The 22331-nt window shown below is 56.7% G+C and carries 16 protein-coding genes; 7 read left to right on the top strand and 9 right to left on the bottom strand.

Annotation, left to right across the window (positions count from 1 at the left end):
• Nucleotides 1-17: 17 nt before the first annotated feature.
• Genes dpdJ through P5W98_RS00690 form a run of 3 tightly spaced genes read left to right on the top strand, consistent with a single transcriptional unit; the run spans nt 18 to nt 7022 of the window.
• Nucleotides 18-4487, top strand: coding sequence for a protein DpdJ (gene dpdJ / locus P5W98_RS00680; protein ID WP_434718134.1), 4470 nt, complete (start codon nt 18-20; stop codon nt 4485-4487).
• A gap of 1 nt (nt 4488) precedes the next feature.
• Nucleotides 4489-5022: a hypothetical protein gene (locus tag P5W98_RS00685; protein WP_434718135.1), complete on the top strand. Its 534-nt coding sequence runs from the start codon at nt 4489-4491 to the stop codon at nt 5020-5022.
• The gene (locus tag P5W98_RS00690) at nt 5001-7022 is read left to right on the top strand and encodes a hypothetical protein (protein ID WP_434718136.1); all 2022 of its coding nucleotides are present in this window, start codon (nt 5001-5003) and stop codon (nt 7020-7022) included. Before P5W98_RS00685 ends, P5W98_RS00690 begins: the two co-directional genes overlap by 22 nt.
• Before the next feature lie 130 nt (nt 7023-7152).
• Here the strand turns inward: P5W98_RS00690 and P5W98_RS00695 are convergent, their stop codons facing one another.
• The 6 genes from P5W98_RS00695 to P5W98_RS00720 form a co-directional block, all read right to left on the bottom strand.
• On the bottom strand, nt 7153-7539 hold the full coding sequence (locus P5W98_RS00695) for a 6-carboxytetrahydropterin synthase (RefSeq protein WP_434718137.1): 387 nt from the start codon (nt 7537-7539) through the stop codon (nt 7153-7155).
• Between the two features lie 123 nt (nt 7540-7662).
• Entirely contained in the window at nt 7663-8376 is a 714-nt protein-coding gene (gene queC, locus P5W98_RS00700) for a 7-cyano-7-deazaguanine synthase QueC (RefSeq protein ID WP_434718138.1), read from the bottom strand.
• Between the two features lie 17 nt (nt 8377-8393).
• On the bottom strand, nt 8394-9470 hold the full coding sequence (dbpB, locus tag P5W98_RS00705; RefSeq protein WP_434718139.1) for a DGQHR domain-containing protein DpdB: 1077 nt from the start codon (nt 9468-9470) through the stop codon (nt 8394-8396).
• Nucleotides 9467-10762: a tRNA-guanine transglycosylase DpdA gene (dpdA, locus tag P5W98_RS00710; protein WP_434718140.1), complete on the bottom strand. Its 1296-nt coding sequence runs from the start codon at nt 10760-10762 to the stop codon at nt 9467-9469. Before dpdA ends, dbpB (P5W98_RS00705) begins: the two co-directional genes overlap by 4 nt.
• On the bottom strand, nt 10759-11952 hold the full coding sequence (dbpB, locus tag P5W98_RS00715; protein ID WP_434718141.1) for a DGQHR domain-containing protein DpdB: 1194 nt from the start codon (nt 11950-11952) through the stop codon (nt 10759-10761). The genes dpdA and dbpB (P5W98_RS00715) overlap by 4 nt, the downstream gene beginning before the upstream one ends.
• Nucleotides 11888-12835 (bottom strand): hypothetical protein, encoded by a 948-nt coding sequence (locus P5W98_RS00720; RefSeq protein WP_434718142.1) that lies wholly within the window; start codon nt 12833-12835, stop codon nt 11888-11890. The genes dbpB (P5W98_RS00715) and P5W98_RS00720 overlap by 65 nt, the downstream gene beginning before the upstream one ends.
• Before the next feature lie 1524 nt (nt 12836-14359).
• Here P5W98_RS00720 and P5W98_RS00725 point away from each other — a divergent pair.
• From P5W98_RS00725 to P5W98_RS00735, 3 genes are all read left to right on the top strand, one after another.
• Nucleotides 14360-14668: a hypothetical protein gene (locus P5W98_RS00725; protein ID WP_434718143.1), complete on the top strand. Its 309-nt coding sequence runs from the start codon at nt 14360-14362 to the stop codon at nt 14666-14668.
• A 420-nt stretch (nt 14669-15088) separates the two neighbouring features.
• The gene (locus P5W98_RS00730; protein ID WP_434718144.1) at nt 15089-16171 is read left to right on the top strand and encodes a hypothetical protein; all 1083 of its coding nucleotides are present in this window, start codon (nt 15089-15091) and stop codon (nt 16169-16171) included.
• Nucleotides 16172-16328: 157 nt separating this feature from the next.
• Nucleotides 16329-16538 carry a hypothetical protein gene (locus tag P5W98_RS00735; RefSeq protein WP_434718145.1) on the top strand — a complete coding sequence of 70 codons (210 nt, stop codon included), beginning with the start codon at nt 16329-16331 and terminating at the stop codon, nt 16536-16538.
• 221 nt (nt 16539-16759) lie between these two features.
• Here the strand turns inward: P5W98_RS00735 and P5W98_RS00740 are convergent, their stop codons facing one another.
• The 3 genes from P5W98_RS00740 to P5W98_RS00750 all read right to left on the bottom strand — a co-directional run bounded on the left by P5W98_RS00740 (nt 16760) and on the right by P5W98_RS00750 (nt 21647).
• Nucleotides 16760-18862 (bottom strand): SNF2-related protein, encoded by a 2103-nt coding sequence (locus P5W98_RS00740; protein ID WP_434718146.1) that lies wholly within the window; start codon nt 18860-18862, stop codon nt 16760-16762.
• A complete protein-coding gene (locus P5W98_RS00745) occupies nt 18859-20586 on the bottom strand; it encodes a hypothetical protein (protein ID WP_434718147.1) in 1728 nt (575 codons plus the stop codon). Before P5W98_RS00745 ends, P5W98_RS00740 begins: the two co-directional genes overlap by 4 nt.
• A gap of 65 nt (nt 20587-20651) precedes the next feature.
• Nucleotides 20652-21647, bottom strand: a complete 996-nt coding sequence (locus P5W98_RS00750) for a hypothetical protein (protein WP_434718148.1) — start codon at nt 21645-21647, stop codon at nt 20652-20654.
• Nucleotides 21648-22113: 466 nt separating this feature from the next.
• On the opposite strand from P5W98_RS00750, the gene P5W98_RS00755 reads away from it, so the two are divergent.
• A complete protein-coding gene (locus tag P5W98_RS00755) occupies nt 22114-22245 on the top strand; it encodes a hypothetical protein (RefSeq protein ID WP_434718149.1) in 132 nt (43 codons plus the stop codon).
• Nucleotides 22246-22331 lie beyond the last annotated feature (86 nt).

The raw sequence follows: 22331 nt of genomic DNA on the forward strand, positions 1-22331 counted from the left end.
AGCATGGCGTACCAGATATGAGCAATCGTGAGCGAGTTCTCGGGGAACTCTTGACCAGGCTGGAGCGGCGGGAAGCGGCTCTCATGGAGTGGGGCTTTTTCGACGTGGTCCATACTGCCGACGAAATCGTCGAGCTCTTTGTCAACGACCCCGAATGGGGCACGCATTTCCGCGCATTGGCAGATGGAAGTGAGGAACTCTTTATCGATGACCTCGCACAAGCCAACCTGCTTTACCGTCTGGAAGGCACATATCCGCGCCGGTACCGCTCCCGTTTCGCAGAGTCGATCCGCCTGACAGCACGTCTGCGCCAACGGTTTAAGCAAGACGACTGGGCGTATGCGCCGGAACTCGTGTCCCAGGTGAGGCTGCATTTGGCACCTCGGCGGTTTCCGGTGCGTGACCAAAACTTTGACAGCGTATGGCAGACGGTAGCGCCACAAAGTTGGATGCGGCCCATTCAACGGGAAGCGTTGCATGCCCTTATGTCGAATCCTAAACCGCTAAAACTGGCGGCGTTTCAAATTCGCGCCATCTTGCGAATACTGACGCACTACCGCAGGTCCACCGAGCCCTCTGGAACAGTAGTGACCGCCGGCACCGGCGGCGGCAAGACCAAGTCGTTCTATATTCCGGCACTTATGGGGCTCACTGCCGACGTGCGTCAGGACCCGACTCCAGCCACGCGAGTCCTTGCCTTATACCCGCGCAACGTTTTATTGGCAGATCAGTTCTCGGAGGCATGCGCCCAGGTTGCAATCATCAACAAACTTCGCATATTGGAACGGCCATTGCGCGTCGGCGCTTTGATTGGCGAGGTACCTTTAAACAAGAATTTCGAAGGCGACGGACGCAACAAGTGGTCGCTCGACGCTTGGCAGCCAGCGCGGTTCCAGAAGGGGAAACTGGTGCCTCATCTGCGGCACCCGGAGACCGGGGAATCACTAGTCTGGACCGACGCAGACCGGCGCTCAAATCGCACGATCCTGCGTAGGGATTCGCCGACTGGCGAGGTGGTCTTTGAGGAAGGCATGGTCTGTCTGACTCGGGACGACCTAGTAAAACATCCGCCAGATATCTTTCTCACCTCAATCGAGATGCTAAATAAGGAACTCTCGGGTGAGATAGGTCGAGGGGTCTTAGGGTTTGCGTCGAAACGCTCAGCGCTCCGCATGGTTCTCCTCGATGAAATTCACACATACGAGGGACTCACCGGAGCGCAAGTGCCCTGGATTCTGAGGAGATTGGCGTATTGGGTGAAGTCCGGTCCGCGTCGTTCAGGATTGCACTACGTCGGATTATCGGCCACTCTCCAGGACGCGCCGGATCACTTGGCCATGCTCACCGGTGTCCATTCGACACGCATCGAAGAGATCAGTCCCCGCGACATTCCGGACGAAATTTCAGTTGAGGGCCAGGAATATAACGTGGTACTGAAATCACACCCAGGCAGCGGAGCGGGTGTGTTATCCAGTTCCATCCAGGTGGCCATGCTCGGTGCACGACTCCTAACTCCCGCTGCTGCCGTGAGGAATCCCGACGCCGTTGTGGACGTAACCGCGTTCTTCGGTCGCAAAGTCTTCGGTTTCACCGATAACCTCGATGTGGTCAATCGTTGGTTGCCCGACTTCAAGAATGCGGAGGAAGTGCGTCGCCTCGCTCGATTGCGAACGCCGCACGCCAACGATCAAAAGGAGGACGAAGCTGGGCAGGTCTGGAAACTACCGGTCCTTTTAGGTCACAATCTACACACCAAGCTCCGAGTAGATCGCATCAGTTCCCAAGACCCGGGCATAGAAGCAAAGGCCGATGTCGTCTTCGCAACGAGTTCCCTAGAAGTGGGGTATGACGACCCGGAAGTGGGGATGGTGCTGCAGCACAAGGCTCCGCGTAGTGCTGCGTCTTTCCTGCAACGCAAGGGGCGTGCTGGTCGTCGTCAGGGTGTTCGACCCTGGACCGTCGTCGTCCTTTCCGACAATGGTCGAGACCGCTGGGCCTTCCGAGAGAGTGAGCGCCTGTTCTCCCCAGTTTTGGAAGGTCTGTCGCTTCCAGTATTTAACCCCTATGTTCTTCGTATTCAAGCAACCTGGTTCCTGGTTGACTGGATAGCAAGCAAGGTTGAAGGCGACATCCCGAGCCTGTACCTGACTCGTGCAAATTACCGCAATAAAGATGCTGAACGGTGGGTGAAAGAACTTATTGAAAGCCCGGTTCTTCGTGCAGAGTTCACTCAAGCGATGGAGACGTGGATGGGTGGTAGTAGCGGCGGATTTAGCGTCGCCGACGTGCCCGCGCTGGCCTGCAATCTGCTCTGGTCCCCTCCCAGAGCGGTTTTGCGCCACGTTATCCCCGACTTATGGAAGTTTATGAATTCCGGCTACGTCCAGCACGGACGACGGGCCCGTCTTCTTCCAAAGTTCCTGCCTTCGACGACGTGGGATGTACTGGATTCGCAAGACGTGGAGTTACTTATCGGCAAAGATCGAGCCGAATCGATGGATGCCAGTCGGGCGCTCTATGAAGCAGTTCCCGGGCGCGTTTCGAGGCGCTTTGTCGTCAATCCGCACGAGGCGTCCAAGTGGCCAGAAATATCCGCACGCCTCCTGCTGCAGTCACCACCGACGACGGTAGCCATTGACGAAATTTGTGGGCGTTGGATCCGAATCGAGGACGCGATGGGTTTGGACCTATTTCAGCCAACTGAGATGGCCTTCACCGACGCACCTGACGAGGTAAAGAACAGCAGTAACGCCCAGTGGGATTGGCAACTACTGGTCCGTAGAACAGGAGACGGAGACCAACTTGGTGTGCACGCCGAGGGTATAGTCGCAGAATTATTTGAACCTTCCAAGACATGGCTACATCGAGATCAGTCGGCACTGAGGGTGTTCCGCTACGCGCAATCTTGCCGATATGAAGTCCTTCTTGAAAAGGATCAAGTCTGCCGAGGTGCGCTAGAGGTGGTCAGCCCCTCATCTATGACTAATGAAGCAAGCATGCCAGTTGCAATAGGCTACGCTCGCTCGGTGGACGGCTTGGAGTTTCGGATCCACCGCGAACGTCTAGCACGGGTTCCGGAATTACCGATCGACTTACTTCAGGAATTGAGGCCGGCCTACCTGCGCTATCGAGCGAGTCGGTCGAGCGCGTTGCTGCAACTGGCTTCCTCCTTCGCTATCGGCAACCTATGTAGCAGCGCCATTGGCATGTTGGTGTCCACCGCATTGCGAAAGCGCTTGAGTCTCGAACAAGCGTGGGCCGCAATTCCGGACAAGGCCGCGGCAGCAGTCAAAGTCATGCGCGTGATTTTGGCGATCGACAGTGATAGCGATGACGGAGACAACCGACGTATTGCCGAACTTGAAAATCTTTGGCGTCAAGAGGAGGTGCTAACAGTAATGGGCGAACTTGTCCAATCACTGTGGGCACCCAAAGATGACGAACTCGAAGAATGGTTGCGATCCAAGTTCGTCGAAACGACTCGTGCCGCCGTTGAGGCCGCCGTTCAGGCTGTACTTCCTGAGGCCCCAGAGGGAAATCTACGCGTCGACGCATTCACTGACGACAGCGGAACAAGTATCTTGGTGCTTGAGACTGATCCTGGTGGCGTCGGCATTGTTGAAAGGCTGGTGCTGGAAATCTCCACAAACCCCGACAAGTTTAACCGTGCGGTGGAGTGGTCCATTGCGACGTGCGCTAGCGAGGACAGCCTGAACACAGTCCTGGCGGCCGTCCGCGCTGCTCGGTCCCCGTACGCGTCCATGCGCACCGTATTCGAAGAGGTTAGGAATGCTAGTGACTACCGAACGCTCGATCACGCACGTAACGCATTGGTGTCGGAATTGCGACGGCAGGATTTGCCGACGAACAAGCGCGTCGTCACTGCAATCATGTCGAAGTCCTTGGGGCCGGGTTCAAGGCACCAGACCGATCGATGGCTAGATGGCCTCACTAGGGCGAGGCATCGAGTAAGTCGCCGCCTAGGGACGGAAGTGGATATACGATCGTTCGCCTATTGGCTATTGAATCACCCGCGCGTCGGAGCGAGCATGCGTTCGACGGTGCGAATGATCATAAGCGCCGAACCCACTGACATCCAGGTGTACGAGGCCTTTTTGCGCCTCACACACGAATCGTGTACCCACTCATGTCCCGAATGTCTCGGAACCGGTCGTGAATCCGTCGGCTTGGCTCCATCGCGGCGCCTGCTTCAACGCTGGCTTGGACCGACAAGCTTGCAGGTGATCGATGTCGACGATTACGGAGTGTGGATGGAGCGTTTGAAGGAGGTGTTCAGCGTCCATAGTCGTGTCCGATTAAAACACCGTCCAGATCAACGTACACTGGTCGCCACAATGCTCGCGGAACTCATGACTTCGGAAATTGACCGAGGCTATCACTCAAGCCCTCTCAGAATCAGTGGAAGTCGCCACTGTGCAGGCGTCTGGGAAACAGACCTCGAAGTTGATCCTTGGGAGGGCAATTGAAATGCCTACTATGGACTTGTGGTCAAATGCGGCCAATCTACAATTGCGGCAGCTTTTCGGCTCGGCAATGGCCTCACTTCTTTTGCTCGATGTGCCGACTCGACCGATCTATGTCTGCAGCCCCTGGATCTCAGATTTCATCGTATTCGAGAACCGTTTCGGCGAGTTTAATCAACTGGTTCCGATTGCAGACGACGACCGCAATATCCGGTTTTCCGACTGTCTGCGGCAGTTGGCATGTCTTCATGACGTTCGAATTATGTCCCGTCGAACCGAGGTCACGCTCACATTTCTGCGGAATCCAAGATTAGCCGAGGACGGTGTAAAGGCTCGCTTAGCTGACGATGATCTTCATGAAAAGGGGCTTCTGACACCAATTTTCTACTTCGAAGGCTCAATGAATATAACCTACTCAGGGGTGCACAGAAACAAAGAGAAGATTTTGTATCACGCTGGCTCCGATCCTGACGTCGCCAAGCGTATGGCGCTCGCTTACCTTGAACTGGATCGTCGATGGAAGCAACTGGAAAAGTGACCTCTCCGATTGAACTGCTAATCGTCGAATGCGCAAAGACTTGGGCGCCCGAGTTGGCGTCGGCCTTGGCGCAACCCGGAACTCCTTCGGCACACGCACTCCAACCTCTGCTATCGCGCTCGCGTGAAGGCCGTATTTCGTCGCTGCCGTTTATCAGGGAGCGGAGAAATGAGGTGCTTTGGCTCAGTCTCGGCGGAGATGCCAAGACACTCCTCGAATACGGCGAAGACCTGAGATCGTGGGTCATTCCAGCATATGGAACCCTAGGAAGCGTTGATTTTGTTCAGTCAGGTTCTGGTCGATTGATGAACTTGATTCAACAGGTTTCGCCCTCGGGCTATCTTCGCTGGACCTCCGATCTGGCAAATTTAACGCCGATTTTGACGGTGCTAAACAGGATGCATGCATTCCTGACCGCTATTCCACAAGCTACAAACGCGGTTACGCCGTCGCTGCATGCACTCAGATTTCGATTTGTCACGGCACTTCGCTTGGGCCAATGGGACGTGGCGTGGTCCGTCATCGGCGAAATTGACCGCTCGAACCTTGAGCAGGGTCACAAGACGATGCAGATGCGCGTTCGTGTACTGGGTGAGTCAGGGGAATACGCGGGTCTGCTAGAACTCGTCGAGCGGCATCACTTGTGGGCGCTAACACAGCCAACCCGAGTCGCTGAAGTCATACTGACCGCCGTGGTCCAAAACATATTAATCCCGATGGAAGAGTCTCGCTCTCCCGAGGAAGTGTGTGATGGACTGAAGCCGTGGTATCCCAAGTTGCTTCCCCTTCTTTCCGTTGTCTTACCGACGCCTGATCTTTGTCGCCTTTTCGCATACGTCGCCTGTATTGACGGAGATGTTGTGGCGGGGCGTTCATTGCTACCGCTGCTCGAAGGAGAGTTGGCGACGTTCGTCCGCGGAAACCTGTCGCTTCCTATTGAGGTTCCTGCAGGGATCCCAGATGCGGAAACGGCAAACCCAGTAAACGCGGCGGTCCACAGAAGTGAATCTAACGGTAGTCGCTTTTGGCGGTCGGTAAAAGGTTTGGTACTCGAGGGAAACAACTCGTCCCTGCGCCAGAAATTGGATGAGCTTGACGCTCAGGTGTTAGACGATCCGGAATTCCTCTTGCTAGCCCCGGACGCAATACTCGAACTGTTGTCCGATCCGCTCACTGATGGCAATGTTGGGTCTCGAGTGGCATTACAAGACGTGCTCACTGCGCTGATTGACACTAGCTTCAGCGTCCCGGACTTCCCCAGCCTAAACCAGCTAGAACTATACATATCGCTTGCCGAGGCACTTGTATATCTGCGCGGTGACTCTGCGGGCGATGAGGATGCGCAATTACTTCACGGCTTGTTGGCTGCGGTCGCACATCTCTCGCCACACGCAATTGGAAAATGTACGGACCTGTTGCGTAGCTGGTGGCATCGGCGCCCCACGATGGGTCGTGTGGGATGGCTCATTGGAGTATTGGACTCGCTCGCTCCCTTACATCCTCATCCCGACACTTTATTAGATCTATGGGCGCAGGCGGTTGAAATTGCAACACGCAAGAGGCTTACCCTAACTCCTGCACAACTTCGGACGTGGCAACGTGTCGCGAGACTTCTAGAGATCCCCGCTGAAACTTCGGAGGCTGATCTTTTTGCGCTGTATTCGCCTCCTGCGGAGGCGCAAGAGGACGCTATTGCCCACGCCAAGCTGCGAAAGATCGCAATTGTTTCGCTCCAGGAGGCCGCAGCGCGGGAGGCTGCACGTGAGTTGGAGCATCGCAGCGGAGCCAGCGTCACGCTTATTACGGGCTTGGTACAAAGCGCATTCACCGCAGCAGCACGGGAGGCAGATTTAATATTGTTTGTCTGGGCGGCATGCTCGCACGCGGTATACCGAGCCTTCGACAACTGCCGTGAAAAGCTAGCTTATGTGCAAGGTACCGGTGCTAGCAGCATCGTGGCCGCGGCTGAAGGTTGGGTCGAGCAAAGGAGGGGAGAGTAAACTTGCGCAGCAGGCTGCCGATCCAAACGGTTAGGCAGCCGTCCGACTGTCCATTTGCGTTGAAAATCGCTGGTCACATCAAGCCTTCCTTCGAGATTATTCGGCTGGTAACTGTCATAGCCACTCGGCATCAGTCTAATGTTAGATCGCAGCGGTCCCCGCTGGCGGGCCTCTCGACCCGCACCTTTGAAATGTTTGGCAGGGCGCGCGACAGATTCCGATAGATGAACGCACACAAGCTCTCTAGTGTCGCTACGCCCAACCCTGGAACGTCATCAAGAAAGCGGTGATCTAGCAAATCTCTGATTAAATCGATTTCCGATCGCAATTTACCCAAGTCGATGACCATACCAGATTTATCGTCGGGGACTCCGCGCACAAAAACCTCGGCGTGGTACGTATGTCCGTGAATTCTTCGACTTCCCTCACTATCGATCTTTCGATCTAGTGTGTGCGCCGCCTCAAAATAAAACTTCTGACTTAGTTCGTACCTTATTGCTTTTTCATAAAATTCCATGCTTTCCTCCCAAGGAGCAGGCAGTCGAAACTTCCACGCCAGATTCAACGCAGCAGAACCTGGTCGACAATTCCAACCCTGCACCGTTCGTGACATCCGGCGCTCGCCCCATATGACGCCCCCTTAAACGTTCGCGCCCAAAGGCTCTCCTATATAGGCGCTGTATCCCCTCTTCCTCAATTCACATGCGGGACATTGACTACATCCGAAGCCCCAATCGTGCTGCGTCGCGCGATCACCGATGTAACAGGTATGAGTCTCCGCGCGAATCACATCAACGAGTACCTCGCCGCCTAGGTGCTCCGCCATTCTCCAAGTGTCAGCTTTGTCTAGCCACATTAATGGAGTCTCGATAATCAGAGGCTGGTCCATGCCAAGGGCAATCGCGACCTGAAGTGCCTTTAGGGTACTATCCCGACAATCGGGATAGCCGGAGTAGTCTGTTTCACACATCCCCCCGACCAATACCTCGAGACCCCGCCTATAAGCCACAGCAGCTGCAAGCGTGAAGAACAGCAGATTTCTTCCTGGCACAAAGGTGTTCGGCAAACCGCTTTCTTTCATCTCGATGGCCGTGGCTTGAGTTAGCGCCGTGTCACTAATCTGGCCAAGAATTGAAAGATCAAGCATGTGATCGTCGCCTAGCTTCGCTCTCCAATCTGGAAACTGTGCACGAAAACTGGCGAGCACCTTCGGTCTGCATTCAAGTTCGACGGAGTGACGTTGCCCATAGTCGAACCCGACTGTCTCGACATGTTCGTAGCGATCAAGGGCCCATGCAAGGCAAGTAGTAGAGTCCTGGCCTCCGGAAAAGAGAACCATCGCGCGAGTTTTCATGAACACACCTCGTATGGCTAGGAGTTAGCTACCTGTCGTGGCTGGCGTAGCGCCCGCTTCATTGACCGAACTAGATAGTTGGTCAACAGATCGATATCGCTTGGCGTGTTTTGAATACCGTTCCACGGCCGTTCATCATCCGGCGCGAGACGCCACTGCCCACTTGTCCACGCCGTATATTTCTTCAACAACTCAAGGCTGCGTTCAAATTCGTGACGAGTCGTGGCGCCTTCGCTGGAATACAAAAACTCCATAACGAAGCCCATTGCCACAATGCCGGCGCCGTGCCGCAAACGTGAAGTTTTTGGACTCATCCCAATCCATTCACTTCCAAAAACTGTCTTCACGGCTCCAAAGAAAGCATTGACGAAGTCATAGGCACGATTTTCAAAATCGCCATCCTTGATAAACTCACGAATCGCGCCATCAGACGCGGAGTTCATCACCAATTTTTGCATAGCCGTATCGCTCAGCACGCCCTTAGGGTTCGTGTGCTGACGGATTTCTCCATGCAATGAAGAGCCGCGAGTGAAGTTCAAGCGATCGACAATCCGAGCAGCAAACTTACGCGCAGTGAACCGCTCCGGCAGGCCTTCAACCGTCGGAAGCAGCTCGTAGATAAGCGTCTTCGGCAATGGTCGAGTATTGTTCACGAGCACAAATTGTTGACGCAACTCGTTGTAGTCTTTGCAAACTAGTGCGGATACAAAGACCTGAAAACCGGGCTTTGCGACACCCGACAGTGCGCTGAGTCGCTGCTGCCCGTCGACAACAAAACCAGGTTTTACGTCACCAGCCTTGATCTCGACGTCGACTACACCGTCTCCTCTATCCTTCACCTTCACTCCACCGATGAAGGCGACAATCAATGCGTTAGGGAGCAGCGCGTCATCACGTCGCAAATAGTCGCGAATTTCCTTGATATGAGATGCGATCTGATGCCGCTGAAAGCCGCGTAAGTTGCCATTGTCTTCGCGCCCTACTCGCTCGATCTCCGCAAAGCCCCAGATCTGCTCGGGAGTGGCAGCAAAGGTAAATACATCGTGCTCGGGAGCTTGTGACGCCCGAATCGCCTTAAATCGATAAACGCTCACCGTTTTTTCTCCAGGGTTCGTTGTACGTGTTTGTGATAGACGCCCAAGTTGTGGAATCCACGGCGCTTGTTTCGGTTGCTTGATCGAAAGATTATGACTTCGACACCGGCCTTGCTGCAGACGGAGCAACGGCAACGCTTCCAGGGTGCATCGTCCAAGGTGCGCTCTACCAGCGCGCGCATCTTGCTTAGATCCTTCTCGTACTTCTCGATTGGGTGCCCCTCACCCAGTGTCAGGAATCGCTGGTAGTCCATGACGGCTTCGAGCGCGGCTTTCATCTTTCCATTGCCGCTATCGAAGTTGCGCAATGCTGCAAGCGCCTTCTCTTCGCGACGTTGCAGATCTTCGGCACTAAAAATTCCTCGCTTGATACCTTGCATCAAACGTGGATTTTCAATTGCCTGCGGAATACGGATCGCCGCGTAATAGTCGAGTCCACCTTCCGGTGATTCCATGTAGTAGTTCGCCTTCGCATCCTTGAAGGCGCGAATGAGCGGTGACGTAGAGTCGAAACTGGTGATACCAAAATTCGTGAATTGATGAATCGAATCGGCTTTGGCGAATCCGAGAAGATGGATCTTCGTTTCTGGCTTGATCGCATTACGCAGCGCATGCAGAACCTGCTTGATGACATCGACCTTCAGTGGAACGAGGCCCCCGATCGCCAGATAGCGATACCCCATTTTCTCGAGGCGAACCGCGGCATCTGCCATGCTCTTTGGCGACCAACCCTGCACAGCTCCGAGCGGTTCGAACGGGTAACCCTCCGCTTCCGTCAGACGCAGAAACTCCTCGGCGTTCGAAAGTGTGATATCGAAACGTTCGACAACGCCAGGTGCAACATCGCGCTCAGGAGGGTTATCGGTCAGACAGTCGAAGATGATGTGGTCAGGCGATACCCCATGGCTGAAGCCCGCGTCAAAATAAAAGTCCACCACTTCTTGAGGCGGATACGCGGGTGTCTTGCTATCCGCATAGGCAAATGCGCCGCAATCTCCCAATACCATCGCATCCTTGAACTTGGGGCCGCCATATCTCAGGAACTTGCGAACGCCGTCGCGCAACATACGTTGCTCTTCGGCTGTTGAATATCGCACCTTTGAATTCGCGACGCCGGCAGCCTGTCGTACGGCACTCATCGACACCAACAGACCGTCATACGGTGCCGGAGTCATGAGTTCGTGCGCATAGACGTCGTCCCAGTAGCGACGACGACCGGGAGCATTGCGGTCACTAATAAAATCGTACTCGGGATCAACATAATCCTGAGTATCCGAATAGAGGAATTTCATTTCTTTATCGTACTGGTATAGGCTCGAACCAGCGCATCCTGAAGTTTTCTGATATCTCGCGGTGTACTCTGAATCTCATTCCAGGCGACGCCCAAGGTTTCCCATGTGCCTTTTGTCCAGCGGCAAGCGGGCGCGACCTTCTCCAATTCCTTGCGAACCGTCTTGTAGTCTTCCCCTTGCCCAGAGAGGCGTGCGTAAATCCTATCCATCAGGACGCCCATGGCCTCAATGCCTGCCGAATGCATTAGTCGACTACGCCTCGGGTCAGCCCCCCAAGCGTCTGGAAATACGTCTCGGACAGCAGACCAGTAGGTTCGCAAGAGTTGATACATCCCTTCGACATCGACACCATCTCGGCCAGACAACTTAAAAGGGGCAAGTGCCCCTAATGGATTGTTCATGCTGTTACGAATCATTGCAATCACGGCGGTGTCCGTAATGACACTCGTGCTGCTGCCTTTTTCTGAGATACGTTTGATCAGCCTGTGAAATGGCGATTCCGGGTCACGATTAAGCAAATTGCAAATCTCGGACGGAACCTTGCGCGCACTTAATTCACGAGGCAGCAAAATACTCCGAGTCTCAGGTAGAAGCTCATTGATTAATCGGGTTGGGAGCGGCCGCGCCTTATTAACTAAAATAAACTGCTCACGCTGAACTTCCAGGTTATCTGAGACAAAGCCGACAACTGGTACCGGAATGCTCTTCTTTCCCGCTTGTGCCAAGGCCAGCGAACGCTGCTGACCATCCACAATCCACGCAACCCGCCGCCCCTCGTCATAGACAGGGATCGTCAAAGTACCAGCTTGCGCAATTCCCTGATCTCCTGTGGGCTTTGTACCGCGAGCGGCGGCGAAATGAACTGCCGGCGACATCGCAAGGATGATCGCGTTCGGAAATAGGACATTGCCCTGATTCAAATAGTCAACGATACCTTTGACGTGGGTTCGAATCTCCGGTCGCTGAAAGCCTTTCAGGACGTCCGATTCGTCGCGGTCTACCCTCGATATGTCCGCCACCTTTACGATGTCTGACCCATGAATGAAGAAAGCATAGACATCCAGGCCTTCACCCTGGGTCGTACGCAGTGCTCGTACCACGATCTCATTCCTAGCCATGCCGACGTTAGCCCTTTGTGTCGAGTTCTTGCTGGAGTTCACACCAAAGACCGCGAAATCGCCCTTGTTCACACGCGACCAACTCTTCATCACGTAGGCAACGCAGCAATCGTGTTGATGCTCCATCAAACCGGTGCCAGTTCTTTCGCAGAAGCGCCAAAATTTCTGCATCGGTTTTCTTTTCCCGTACCGGAACAACGGGCTTCCTCAAATTACGCATTGCATTCGCCACAGTTGCTCTTGCTTCTTCAGCAGAGAGTCGATGACCGTCCAGCACTTCAATGAAGTGGCGCAACGCCCGCTGCGCAAAATCAGTTCGTGTACCCGCGTAAGCTGAACCCTCCAGGCGTTCGTCATACGGCAGAGCGACGTGGCGGACATTGTCGGGCACCAACGTCCGACCATGACCCGACGTGATGATGCGGATCCGGTTGACTTGGGTTTTGGTCAGGGAAGCCAGATCCTGAGCAATCAGGGCGACGTAACTTCCCGGCAACGCGAAGAGCGCCAGGGCGTCTGGATGTCGGTCAAGCAATGCTGAGACAGAGTGTTGGCCTCCCAGTTCTGCCGTTAATGCTGTCCACCAGTCACTCGGCTCCTTACCCAACCGGATGAGCAAGGGTTTCAATGAATTCGTACCGTCGGAAACGGTCAGGTCGTACGACGGGATACGATCTGCAGCATCAACCACGCCGAGTCCCGCGGAGATGATGTGTAACGTGCCTTTTAGAGTCGCGGTTACGTGCTGCGCCTCTGTAAAGGCTCGCCCCATGTAAACGTCCCGAGCTTGACTCGACGACCTTGCCTTCCGAACGGCTTTGGCCCAACGGGCAGCAACAGTGGCGAGCGGACCGCTCGTTTCGACTGCGGTCAGGGCGACACCCGCGCCAGTCAGACGCTTCCTGTTGGTGCAGTTGGTAACAACAATCGCTTTGCGCGCCATAACTGCACCCATAGTCAAAAAAATCCCCATCAAAACTACACACTGAATTGCCCAATAGTGTCGCACTTTTCGGAGGAAAATTCAATATTTTCAGTGAGATACAGGGGGTTTTATGATGGAGATGTGTAGCTCCTGCGCAACGGTGGGTGGCGAAGAGCGGTCGGGAAGGGGGGGGGCGGAGGATGAGTGATCGCACCAATGAGATCAAAAAGCGCGGGGATCTGTGGTCATGCATGCACGCCTCAGTACACCATTGTTGGTTTGGATACCGCAGGCGCACCACATGGTTTTACGCTGTGAGCAAAATCGTGCGCGGAGACCGCGTTCTCGCACCGACGCCGCCTCTTGCTCCCAGCGCCCCCACCTGGGCGTGGACTGTTCAAATGGCTGGCGGCCTTCTGGATCTCCTGATCCGGTCCTTCGGTCGATGTGCGATACGAAAAGGGGGGTGGGAAGGGCGCTGAAAATTCTCCAAATCTCCACAAGATGGACTTCGTCAATTGGTTAGTAGGACGAAATAACATCCATCGCGGAAGGAAACGGTGGACGGGAACTATGCTCTTAAGGGACATCTCATTGCGCAGTCGAAGCAAACTCGGACTTCCCTTCAACCACGCGGATCGATGAGAATACTAACCTGCGCAGTTCACCAGTCCCTCGATGTCGCCGTGCTATGTTTTAGAGGTGTCGCACGATCTCTTGGACTTATCGGCTGAGATCAAGACGGGTTATCCCCCAGGCCAGAAAGCGTGACGTTGAGTGTCCGCACCGCCGCTCCCGCCAACAGACCAGATTGGATGCGGCGCCGTCTCGTTTGAGCAGTCCCGCTGGCGGACACATACTTCCGCTGCCGCTTCCCGCACGGCCCATCAAATCGACCTCCAACAAAACGACCGCAATAGAGGCAAACGTCAGGGCGCGTAGCATCATGCATGCGTAAGCCAGTAGCCAATGAAAAGCAGCCTCGCGCACGTTCACGCGGCGCAGCGCTAAACCGACTTGGTGCTCGCAAGCACCGGGAATTTCGCATCGCATGGCAAGGCCAGCACCTGTTCGACGCCGAAGGCCGCGTCAGCTATCGCGGTATCTGGGACATCGTTGGTCGGCAAAGTAGTACTCGGCCCGACTTGCAGAGCAGGCCCTCGAGCGCCTCGACGCGAGCCGCAGCCTGCCTTGCCGCTGATCCAGGAGCACGTGCTGCTTGCGCTTCGGGCTGGGATGTGTGTTCGGAATGCGGTAAACCGTACGCTTTTCAGACGACCGCAATTAGTTGCGGGCCAATCCCGTGATACCGTTGTATCTACACATGCATGGCGGCCAAAATGATCGCGAGGGCTAACACGGCAGCCGAACTATACACCTTAGACGCAGTACTACAATTACCGCCGCAATTAATAGTTTAGAAAGCAGGGGGCACCGGTGAATATCTTGACTGACCGAAGCCTCGAAACGGATGCCAGATCAGCAACTAGGTCTAAGGGGCCGAAGTACTGGCATGTATTAGAAGCGGTACGAGCGATAGGCCGTTCGTGTTCGGTGAAGGAAATCTCGGAATGGCTGGAATTCCAATACCCCGATGAGGATCGCAGCGACGTCCGCGAGAACGTTTGCTTCTTCACTATTAACGATGTCAACCGCCGCCACTACGACCGTGCACGCAAAGATTTCCGAACTGATCGAGGCAACCCAAAGGGTGCACTGTACAAAGAAAAGAGCCAGGAGAAAGTAACGTATGTGCTCTATCGCCCAGATGAGCACGGCGTCTGGGACATCGAGGCGGATGCGAACGGAGTGTTCCACGCGGTAAAGTTAGGTGCAAACGCCGAAACAAGTGGCGCCAACTGAGGCAAGATGGCTTGTAGCCACAGAGCGCGAGGAGTCGATCGCCTCAGATCAGGACGAACCGGGACGAGAGATGCGCGCCATGTCCCTCGTGAAAGACAAGATGAGTTTAGTGAAAATTTGCTCACTGTCGTGATAACCGTTGCGTCATGACTGGCTTTACGACCACTGATAAATTGCTTACCGGGTCCATTTCGGACCACCAAATGGTCTTAATGTTAAACGGCATCCAGAATTACCGCCCGTGTGGCGCCAACCTCCATGCGTCCGCGTCGCCAAAGGATTCATGGGACCCGCTCCCTCATTCGATTCGACCGGCACACTTTCATGAGGTCACGCGGCGTTGGTGGGTGTTCTGCTGGGAATTGAAGTGCATGGTCGGGGGTGCTAGTGCCAGCGGTGTGAGTTACTTAGGAAAGCTCGATGTCACCGAATAACCGGCCTTGCTCGGCAGTGTTCTCGTTACGCCAACTATTGGAAAAGGGCGATGGACAGTTGTCCAGCGTCCTCAGCAGGTTAGATGATCTCGCGTGCGAATTGACGGATACCGAATCGTTCGAATATAGGTCAGCGTTACCGCGCGACGTCGCGGATTTGCAGGCGCGCGCTGGTGCGGCTTTCAAATCGAGGGGGATAACAGATAATGTCCAACCAAGCGAGATACCTGCACAGACCATCGCTGCGCACGTCTACGGCGTTGGTCGAACTGCAAATTTGCTACACGCTTTCCGCTGGACGAAGAAGAGGGCCATATCCGAGCATCTAGTGATAATTAAGTCTTCTTTGGAGTCCAGCGTCTTACTTCCCGCTCTTGTCCTTACTCGAGCCATTCTTGAGCAAATCGGAGCGTACGCGCTGTTTTATCGTGATGTATCGCGTTTATCTCCCGTGGATGGATCGCCAAACACCGGTGGTGATTGGGTGCTTGATGTGCAGTTCGTCCTGTTTCGGCGCGGGATGGGAACACGTATTGATTGGGAGGACTATTCCGCAAATGGTCTCAAGGGCAAGCGGCGAAGGGGCTATGAAGTCAAGGACGGACATTTCGATCAAGAGGCGAGAGATCTGTTAAACGGAATCGATTTGGTGGACAGATCCGTACGAGGTATCCGGAATGCTTACGAATTCCTGAGTGAGTTTGGTCACCCGAATTACCCCAGCTATCAGCTTGGAGTCGTTTCAAAAGAGATTACGCACCATCGACACGGTTTCCGAATGCTTCATAAAGTTTACACAAACGATAGTGCGTCGCTCATAACAGTCGAGGAGCTTCGCTTTTTGCTCCGTGACTTGTTGGAGTTACTTGTGGCATCGCTCGAACATTTTCTCGACGTTGACGGAAGACTCAAGCTCACTGAGGAAGTAATTGACAGGAAGACCCGCGCTTGGGTGAAGAAAACGCTTCGAGAGCACCCTACTGTTTTTCGCAATGCTGATGCTTGTCCCTGTCTCTCTGGGAAGATCGTAAGCGGTTGTTGCGGAAGGACGATAACGAACAGGCGCTGATTTACGTCACGAGGCGAGTTTCACCCGCTGGAAAGCGGAATGCGCGACCGAAACCGAACTGAGGAAAATCGCCGAGGCGAACACGCGCGCCCGGAACCGCCTCAAGGGTGCGGAGGCAATTTCGCTGTGTGTGTGCGGCGTCATCGATCATTTGCGGATGGCCAAACACTTCGGGTTGAGCTTCACCAGTTTCACCGACGAGGGCCTCATGAGGGCGCGCAAGGGAGGACAGATTCGGCAGGAAGCTGCGCTCGATGGTCTGGAACGGGCGCGCATCAGTGTGCCGGCGCAGCATCTGCCAGCCGAGACGGCCGTCTCAGCCTACAAGGGCTTGGCGGTTGTGGAACGGGCGTTCCGCTCGCTCTGAAGTGCGCCCCGTACTTCACTGCAACTCCCAGCGGGTACGTGCGGACGTTTTCCTCAATCCGGAAGCCAAGATCATCATGATCACGCGACCCATACTGGTTCAGAAAACGGTCCTCGACCTAGTCAACACAACCCCATCCTTACCCACTAACCACTCCCCGTTTGGCCCGCATAACGACGTAAAATCAAAGGTTTACGTGTGCAGCGCGCTTAAGGTTCGGGTTAGCACGACACGGCAAGCTTTCCATTGAGCGACTTGAGCCTCTCTCTCGTAAGGCGAAGCACAGCCTCAGCGAAGCTCTGCTCGCTGTCACCGGAGTCATCGTCGAGCGACGGGACCCCGCCGAGCAGCAGTCCGAAGGCGTCAATGCGCTGCTTCATGACGCCAACAGCCTTCTCGTCGCGAGTACCACCGAACGTCGGATACGCGTAACGGATCGGCTGACCCGTGAGCGCCGCCCACGAACCGACCCGACGAATGCGTCCATTGCGCTGTAAAGTGCGCACGGGGCTGGGATCGAGCTCGTAGTGAACCAAGTGTCGGCAGCAGCGGTGCAGGTCGACGCCTTCGCTGAGACGGTCAGTCGTGACCAGTACATCGGGACCGAATGGGCTATTGAAAAGAGCCAGAACGATGTCTGGTTTGCCCGTGTAGAGCGTCTTTGGCAGTTCGCCGTGGCCGTCGTGGATCCATGAACCCATGGCCCTATGGCCGTCGTCGAGGCGTCCAGGGAAGTGCGAGGTCTTGCCGCCGAAAGTGTCCCGTCCCGTCGCGATATTTTTCAGGAGCGCGCGCGTCGACGTAGACTGTGAATCGAGGAGGGCATCCACCAGTGTCTTCGCCGCCGCCGCAATTGTCGGCACGCCGGCGGATGCGTTGCGCGGCCTGATCGTTTTGAGTTGGTTGACTAGGCCCGTCGCGGTGCTGGCCGGCACGCCAATCCAATCACCAACTTGCGATCGCAGGCCAGGCGTGCAGAGCCACTCGACGATTGGTGTCACGAGGGGATCTTCGTCGATTAGCAACGACTCCCAAGCCGTACGCCACACGTTCTCGGGCGGGCTATTGCGCAAACGTGTCTCTGCTTTCAGCGATAGTTCCAGTGCCCCGAGCAGTTCACTCGCGGTAGCGCGGTGATGGCAAAACATGAGCACCTTCTCGCCAGCGTCGAGTAACGGCCGGACAGCCTCGCTGACTGCCGCGATCTTCGGGTGTGGCTTTGCGCGACGGGCGGTCAGCGACTTTCTCGCCTCCTTGATGTGGCGGAGAACGGCGTGGTCGGAGCTGCCGTTGGACCTATCTGCCGCTCGCTCGAGTTCGGTGCCAACACACTGCCAGCCGATGTGGAACCGTGGATCGTTACGGCGTTCACCCTTGCGCTCCGGAGTCAGCTGGAGGAGGCGGTCCATCCGCAGCAGGAACTGGAGATCCTCGCGCGTCGCTGGTGCCGTTGAGATCTCCCAGCGCCCGGCTCCAACAGCGCCAAAGTGGTTTCGCTCCGCTGCTGATAGGTCGTCGATACTGTGACGAATGACGTACGGCTGAAGCTCGTCGATAGCAGCTCTAGCAGCACTCACGAGGCGCTTAGACTCAGCGACGACATCGTGTCCGTCGCCAAGCGCATAGAGCCGCGTTAGGTCAGCTGCGTATCGGCGCACGGAATCGAGCTCGGTGGCGCCAGCGAACTGTAGCAGTTGTTCCAGTTCGGCGAGCCTGATGCTGTAAGGCGTAGCGGTGAGTATTAGCTTCCGCTTGGCGCGGTCACCGAGGTTAAAAAGTGCCTCTTTGAATGCGCTGCCGTCACCCTTCGCGCGGTGTGCCTCGTCGATGATCATCAGGTCGCACGCGGTGCGCTGCTCGCTATTGCCGTGGCTCTTGACTAGGGCGTGGTGGGTTGCGACCTGAATTCGGCCTGAATTTAGCTTCCCGATGTCACCCGGCTTGATGCGGTCGTAGCTCGCGCCAAACTGCGTGAGCATGGGCACGTGTCGCTCGAGTTCCTCTGCCCAGCGCCGACGTAAAACCTCGTTGGGCGCGTAGATGCGGACACGCTTGTCTTGGCATGCCACGACCCACGCGACGAGTGCCCCAACGGTCGTCTTCCCGAGGCCCACGTCGTCGGCAAGGAGGACGCCAAGTCCGCTCGCGAGGCGCGAGAGGATCTCCTTCGCTGTCGTGAACTGCCTCATGAGCGGCTCGGTCTTCAGCAGCTTCTCTCCACTGACCTGTTCTCGATCGAGGAATTGTCGCTGTCGCTCAATGTACTGACGCGGGTTGTCGAGGAAGCGCCACTTGCGTGCGTCAATCTGAAAATCGGCCATCATGTTTCCTCGTCGAGCCTCCAACCAAGTTCTTCAACCACGAGTCCGGCAGCTGGCCCCTCGCGACGCTCGTAGAGCGCACGCAGTCCCTCGCCGTCCAAGCGCACTCGCTCGAGGAGGATGGGGTCAGTTTGCGCCTCTACGAGAGCAGCGCGCCAACGGTCGACCACGTGGAACGCCGCACGGCCGTCGAGCCACGCTTGTACCGAATAGTCGGCAGCGGGCGCGCCGACGCCTAGGGGCCTGTGTCCACCGCCAAAGCCCGGAATGGAATCGGGATCGAGGACGCTCCCCCCGTACCGGTGAAGGAGGAATGCTTCTCGCAACGCAGCGGCCAGAGACGGATCGACCTCTGGCAACGGCGTCGTGGCGAACTCGGCGGGCGGGCGAAGATCAAGAACATCGACCGCCAGCGTCTCAGGGCCCTGTATGAACCACGCGGAGAGTGGCGTTTGCTCGGGATCCTTCCACGGCATCGTGGCTGTGCCGTCGACGAGTGCCATCCTATCCTCCGTGCCGCCGGCGAACGTGATGATGGCGATGATAGGCTCGTCGGGCTTGGAGCTTCTCGCGCGAAGGCGAATACGCTTCCCGTCCCAACTGGCTTCCGCCCATTCGAGAGCGGATGTGCGCTCGTCGTCGTCGGCACGGTTGACACAGAAGGGGACGGTGGCCGGTGGATTGAACGGCTCGCACATCGATTGCAGTTCCGTCCAATCGGACTCGAAGATGACGCCAAGCTCGAAGTTGCGCGGTGGGGAATTGCCGGCCCCCCAAGCTGCCATGCTCCAGTTGGCCGATGTCACGAGTAGTCGGTGTCTTCGCCGATTGCGCAGTAGGTAGAGCTTGGCGTGGCTCCAACGTGGGTCAGCATCACGATGCTGCTCGGTGAGCCTCGCGTCGTTCGGAATGCACTCGAGCCGTACGCCGGTTTGCGCGAGTTGCTCGCTCGTCGTCTTTGAGAGCTCCCAGCCCTTCGTCTCGGCCCAAGGGTGCGTCTCGGCGATCCAGTTGAGGCGGACCTTCCTCGGGGCGACGCCGACGTCGGCGCTCCAAGCCGCGAGCGTTCGTTCGTTCCACTCTCCGATCGTCGGCGTCAGCACGTGAAGTTCTGTCGGCTCAAACTGCTGCAACTGGCGGGCTGCACGCTTGCGACCAGGAATGCTAACGACGAATGTGACGCCGGCCGGGCACTCGACGCGACCAAGTAAAGCGACGAGACGGTCGATTCTCGTCGCAGCGACGTCTCCAGCGGAGGCACCAAGCGCGGTGAGGAACGGAATCAACTCTCCCCACGTCCGACGTGTCACTGCGCTATTACGCTGACCGAGTCGGAGCAAGACCTGCCAGCCAGCCTGCACCTGCTCCGTGAACGCCGGTGTCGTGAGATTCGTCGACGAGACGTATAGCTCAAGGTGTTCCGCGTCGCCGACCTTCCAGTGAAACGCCCACAGCTTCGCATGCTGCGTTGCGCGGGATTCCGCACCGACAGTGAAGTGACTCACATAGCGCCACAGCCACGGGTACTGTGAGTGCTCTCGAACTGCGCGCGGCGGAGACGAGATAACAGTGAACCGGCCATGAAGAGCCTCGAGCGTCGTACCCAGTTCGCCGAAGAACATGGTTCGCTCCTGGACCTCCTGCGAGAGTGAGTGGCTCGCGCCCAATAACGACGGCAGCAGATGCTCGACCAAGAGTCCGGTTTCCGGCTGGTCGAAGCTTGTCATCCACGCCTCCTGGAGTCGGCCGCCGGGAGGAGGTATCGGAAGCGCGTCTTTCCAGGTTGGGATGTTCACAGCGCGTCTGCCTCCTCATCCTCGGGCTCATACCGTGAAACAGCGTCGAGCGCGACGTTCATATTAGCGACCCCGCACTGGGCAGCGAGGCGTGACAACGGACGCAGCCGGAAGCGGTAGTCGCTCGCGGCGATGCCAGTGTCGGACACGAGCGGCACCATCCTGCCAGCTTGCTCTCGGAACCAGCGTCGGCCGCCTCCGTATTCGTAATGATGGCGGGCCAGCGCCCGCAGTTGGGCGGAAGGAGTCGCTGCGTTGCGCATCGACTCGGCGAGGCGGGTGACCACATGCTCGTGCGGGAACACACTTCGTCCTGGCGCACGCAGCCAAGCTTCGCCTGCATCGCGAAATCGGTCGAGTCGCGATCGCAGTTCGGCTGATCGAGCGAGCTTCTCGACGGCAGGCGCCTGCTTCGCGTCGTCGTGGTTGATTTCATCCCAGAGCCCACGCATGGCGTGCATGGCGGCGTCGGCGAAGCGCGTGAAAGCGGGGAGCGATGCGAGCGACGCGGGCTCAAGCTGCTTTGAGAGCGCCGTGGAGTTGGCAAGCGCATCACACAGGTCGGCGTGAGTCCTCGCTTGCTTCGCGCTGCTGAGTACCTCGGCCGTAACGCGGCAAGTGGAGCCGGCACCGAACAGCAAGGGCTCAAGGAGGCACCGCTCTTCTTTGGGGAGTTGCTTGCGCACGGCGTCTTCGGGCGTGGGCAAGAAGCCACCAACGGCTGCGCACGCGGTTCGCCAGCCGCGCTCGACCCAGTAGCGCGCCTCGTCTCCACCGCTCCAGCGGCCCCACCTCGTACCATTCTCGAAGTGCTCCTGCTTCATCCGTACATCGCGAGGGAGACTGTCGTTGACGAGGTTCGCGAGCGCGAGAGTCGTTGCTGCGGGTGTCCAGCCGTCGCCGGTCGTGAGCCCGGGGACCTTTCGCAGCACGACGCGGTACGCGCCGTACATTCCGACCTGGCGGTATCGACGGAACTGGTCCGTGCTCATCGCGAAATTCGGAAGCTGCCGGCCGGATTTTTGCCACCGCTCGATGCTTCGGCGCCCTCGAAGCTGACCAGTGGTTTGCCCGGACACCAATGTGCGGTCCACCCAGAGAAGTTCTAGCGGCCGTAGCCACGCATAGCGCGCGCGCTGATCATCACGTCGGGTCAGGTTGTCACCGCCAGCGTTCCGCCACGCAACGTGCGACCACTTAAGACACCAAGAGAGGATCGATATCCACCTCGCGTCGGAGGTGCTGTTACTCAAGCCGGGCGCCAGCATATCGGCGAAGTAATCAGCACCAGCGCGGAACCCAAGGGCATCTCCTCGCCGAATTGACACAGGATCCCAAGGAGCTGTGAAGTACCAACCAGCGCTCATGGCGATTTGCCCTCCAATTCCGAAGTGTCACCACGGGGTTTACGTCAAATATCCCAAATCACTTTAGCCCAGATAAACCGAAGCGCTCTTGATGGACGCCATTACCGACTCGCATCACGTCTACGACCTGCGCGCCAAGTTCGATGCCGCGTGCTATTGCGACGACTTCGAGGTTGACCGCTTGGTCAACTTCGAGATGGACTACAAGAGGAGGCAAGCGTAACTACACACTGCTATCGAACCCGTTGTCGGCCGGCTCCTCAGGCGCTCCAGGGCAGCACGGCTGGACATGGCCGCGGCAGCCGTACA

Origin of the sequence: Paraburkholderia sp. A1BS-2L, assembly GCF_051125205.1 — a bacterium.
GTDB lineage: Bacteria > Pseudomonadota > Gammaproteobacteria > Burkholderiales > Burkholderiaceae > Paraburkholderia.

Coding starts and splice junctions, on each gene's coding strand:
- dpdJ (WP_434718134.1), top strand. CDS start 18: ATGAGCAATCGTGAGCGAGTTCTCGGGGAACTCTTGACCAGGCTGGAG.
- P5W98_RS00685 (WP_434718135.1), top strand. CDS start 4,489: ATGCCTACTATGGACTTGTGGTCAAATGCGGCCAATCTACAATTGCGG.
- P5W98_RS00690 (WP_434718136.1), top strand. CDS start 5,001: ATGGAAGCAACTGGAAAAGTGACCTCTCCGATTGAACTGCTAATCGTC.
- P5W98_RS00695 (WP_434718137.1), bottom strand. CDS start 7,539: ATGGAATTTTATGAAAAAGCAATAAGGTACGAACTAAGTCAGAAGTTT.
- queC (WP_434718138.1), bottom strand. CDS start 8,376: ATGAAAACTCGCGCGATGGTTCTCTTTTCCGGAGGCCAGGACTCTACT.
- dpdA (WP_434718140.1), bottom strand. CDS start 10,762: ATGAAATTCCTCTATTCGGATACTCAGGATTATGTTGATCCCGAGTAC.
- P5W98_RS00720 (WP_434718142.1), bottom strand. CDS start 12,835: ATGGGTGCAGTTATGGCGCGCAAAGCGATTGTTGTTACCAACTGCACC.
- P5W98_RS00730 (WP_434718144.1), top strand. CDS start 15,089: ATGTCACCGAATAACCGGCCTTGCTCGGCAGTGTTCTCGTTACGCCAA.
- P5W98_RS00735 (WP_434718145.1), top strand. CDS start 16,329: ATGGCCAAACACTTCGGGTTGAGCTTCACCAGTTTCACCGACGAGGGC.
- P5W98_RS00740 (WP_434718146.1), bottom strand. CDS start 18,862: ATGATGGCCGATTTTCAGATTGACGCACGCAAGTGGCGCTTCCTCGAC.
- P5W98_RS00745 (WP_434718147.1), bottom strand. CDS start 20,586: ATGACAAGCTTCGACCAGCCGGAAACCGGACTCTTGGTCGAGCATCTG.
- P5W98_RS00750 (WP_434718148.1), bottom strand. CDS start 21,647: ATGAGCACGGACCAGTTCCGTCGATACCGCCAGGTCGGAATGTACGGC.
- P5W98_RS00755 (WP_434718149.1), top strand. CDS start 22,114: ATGGACGCCATTACCGACTCGCATCACGTCTACGACCTGCGCGCCAAG.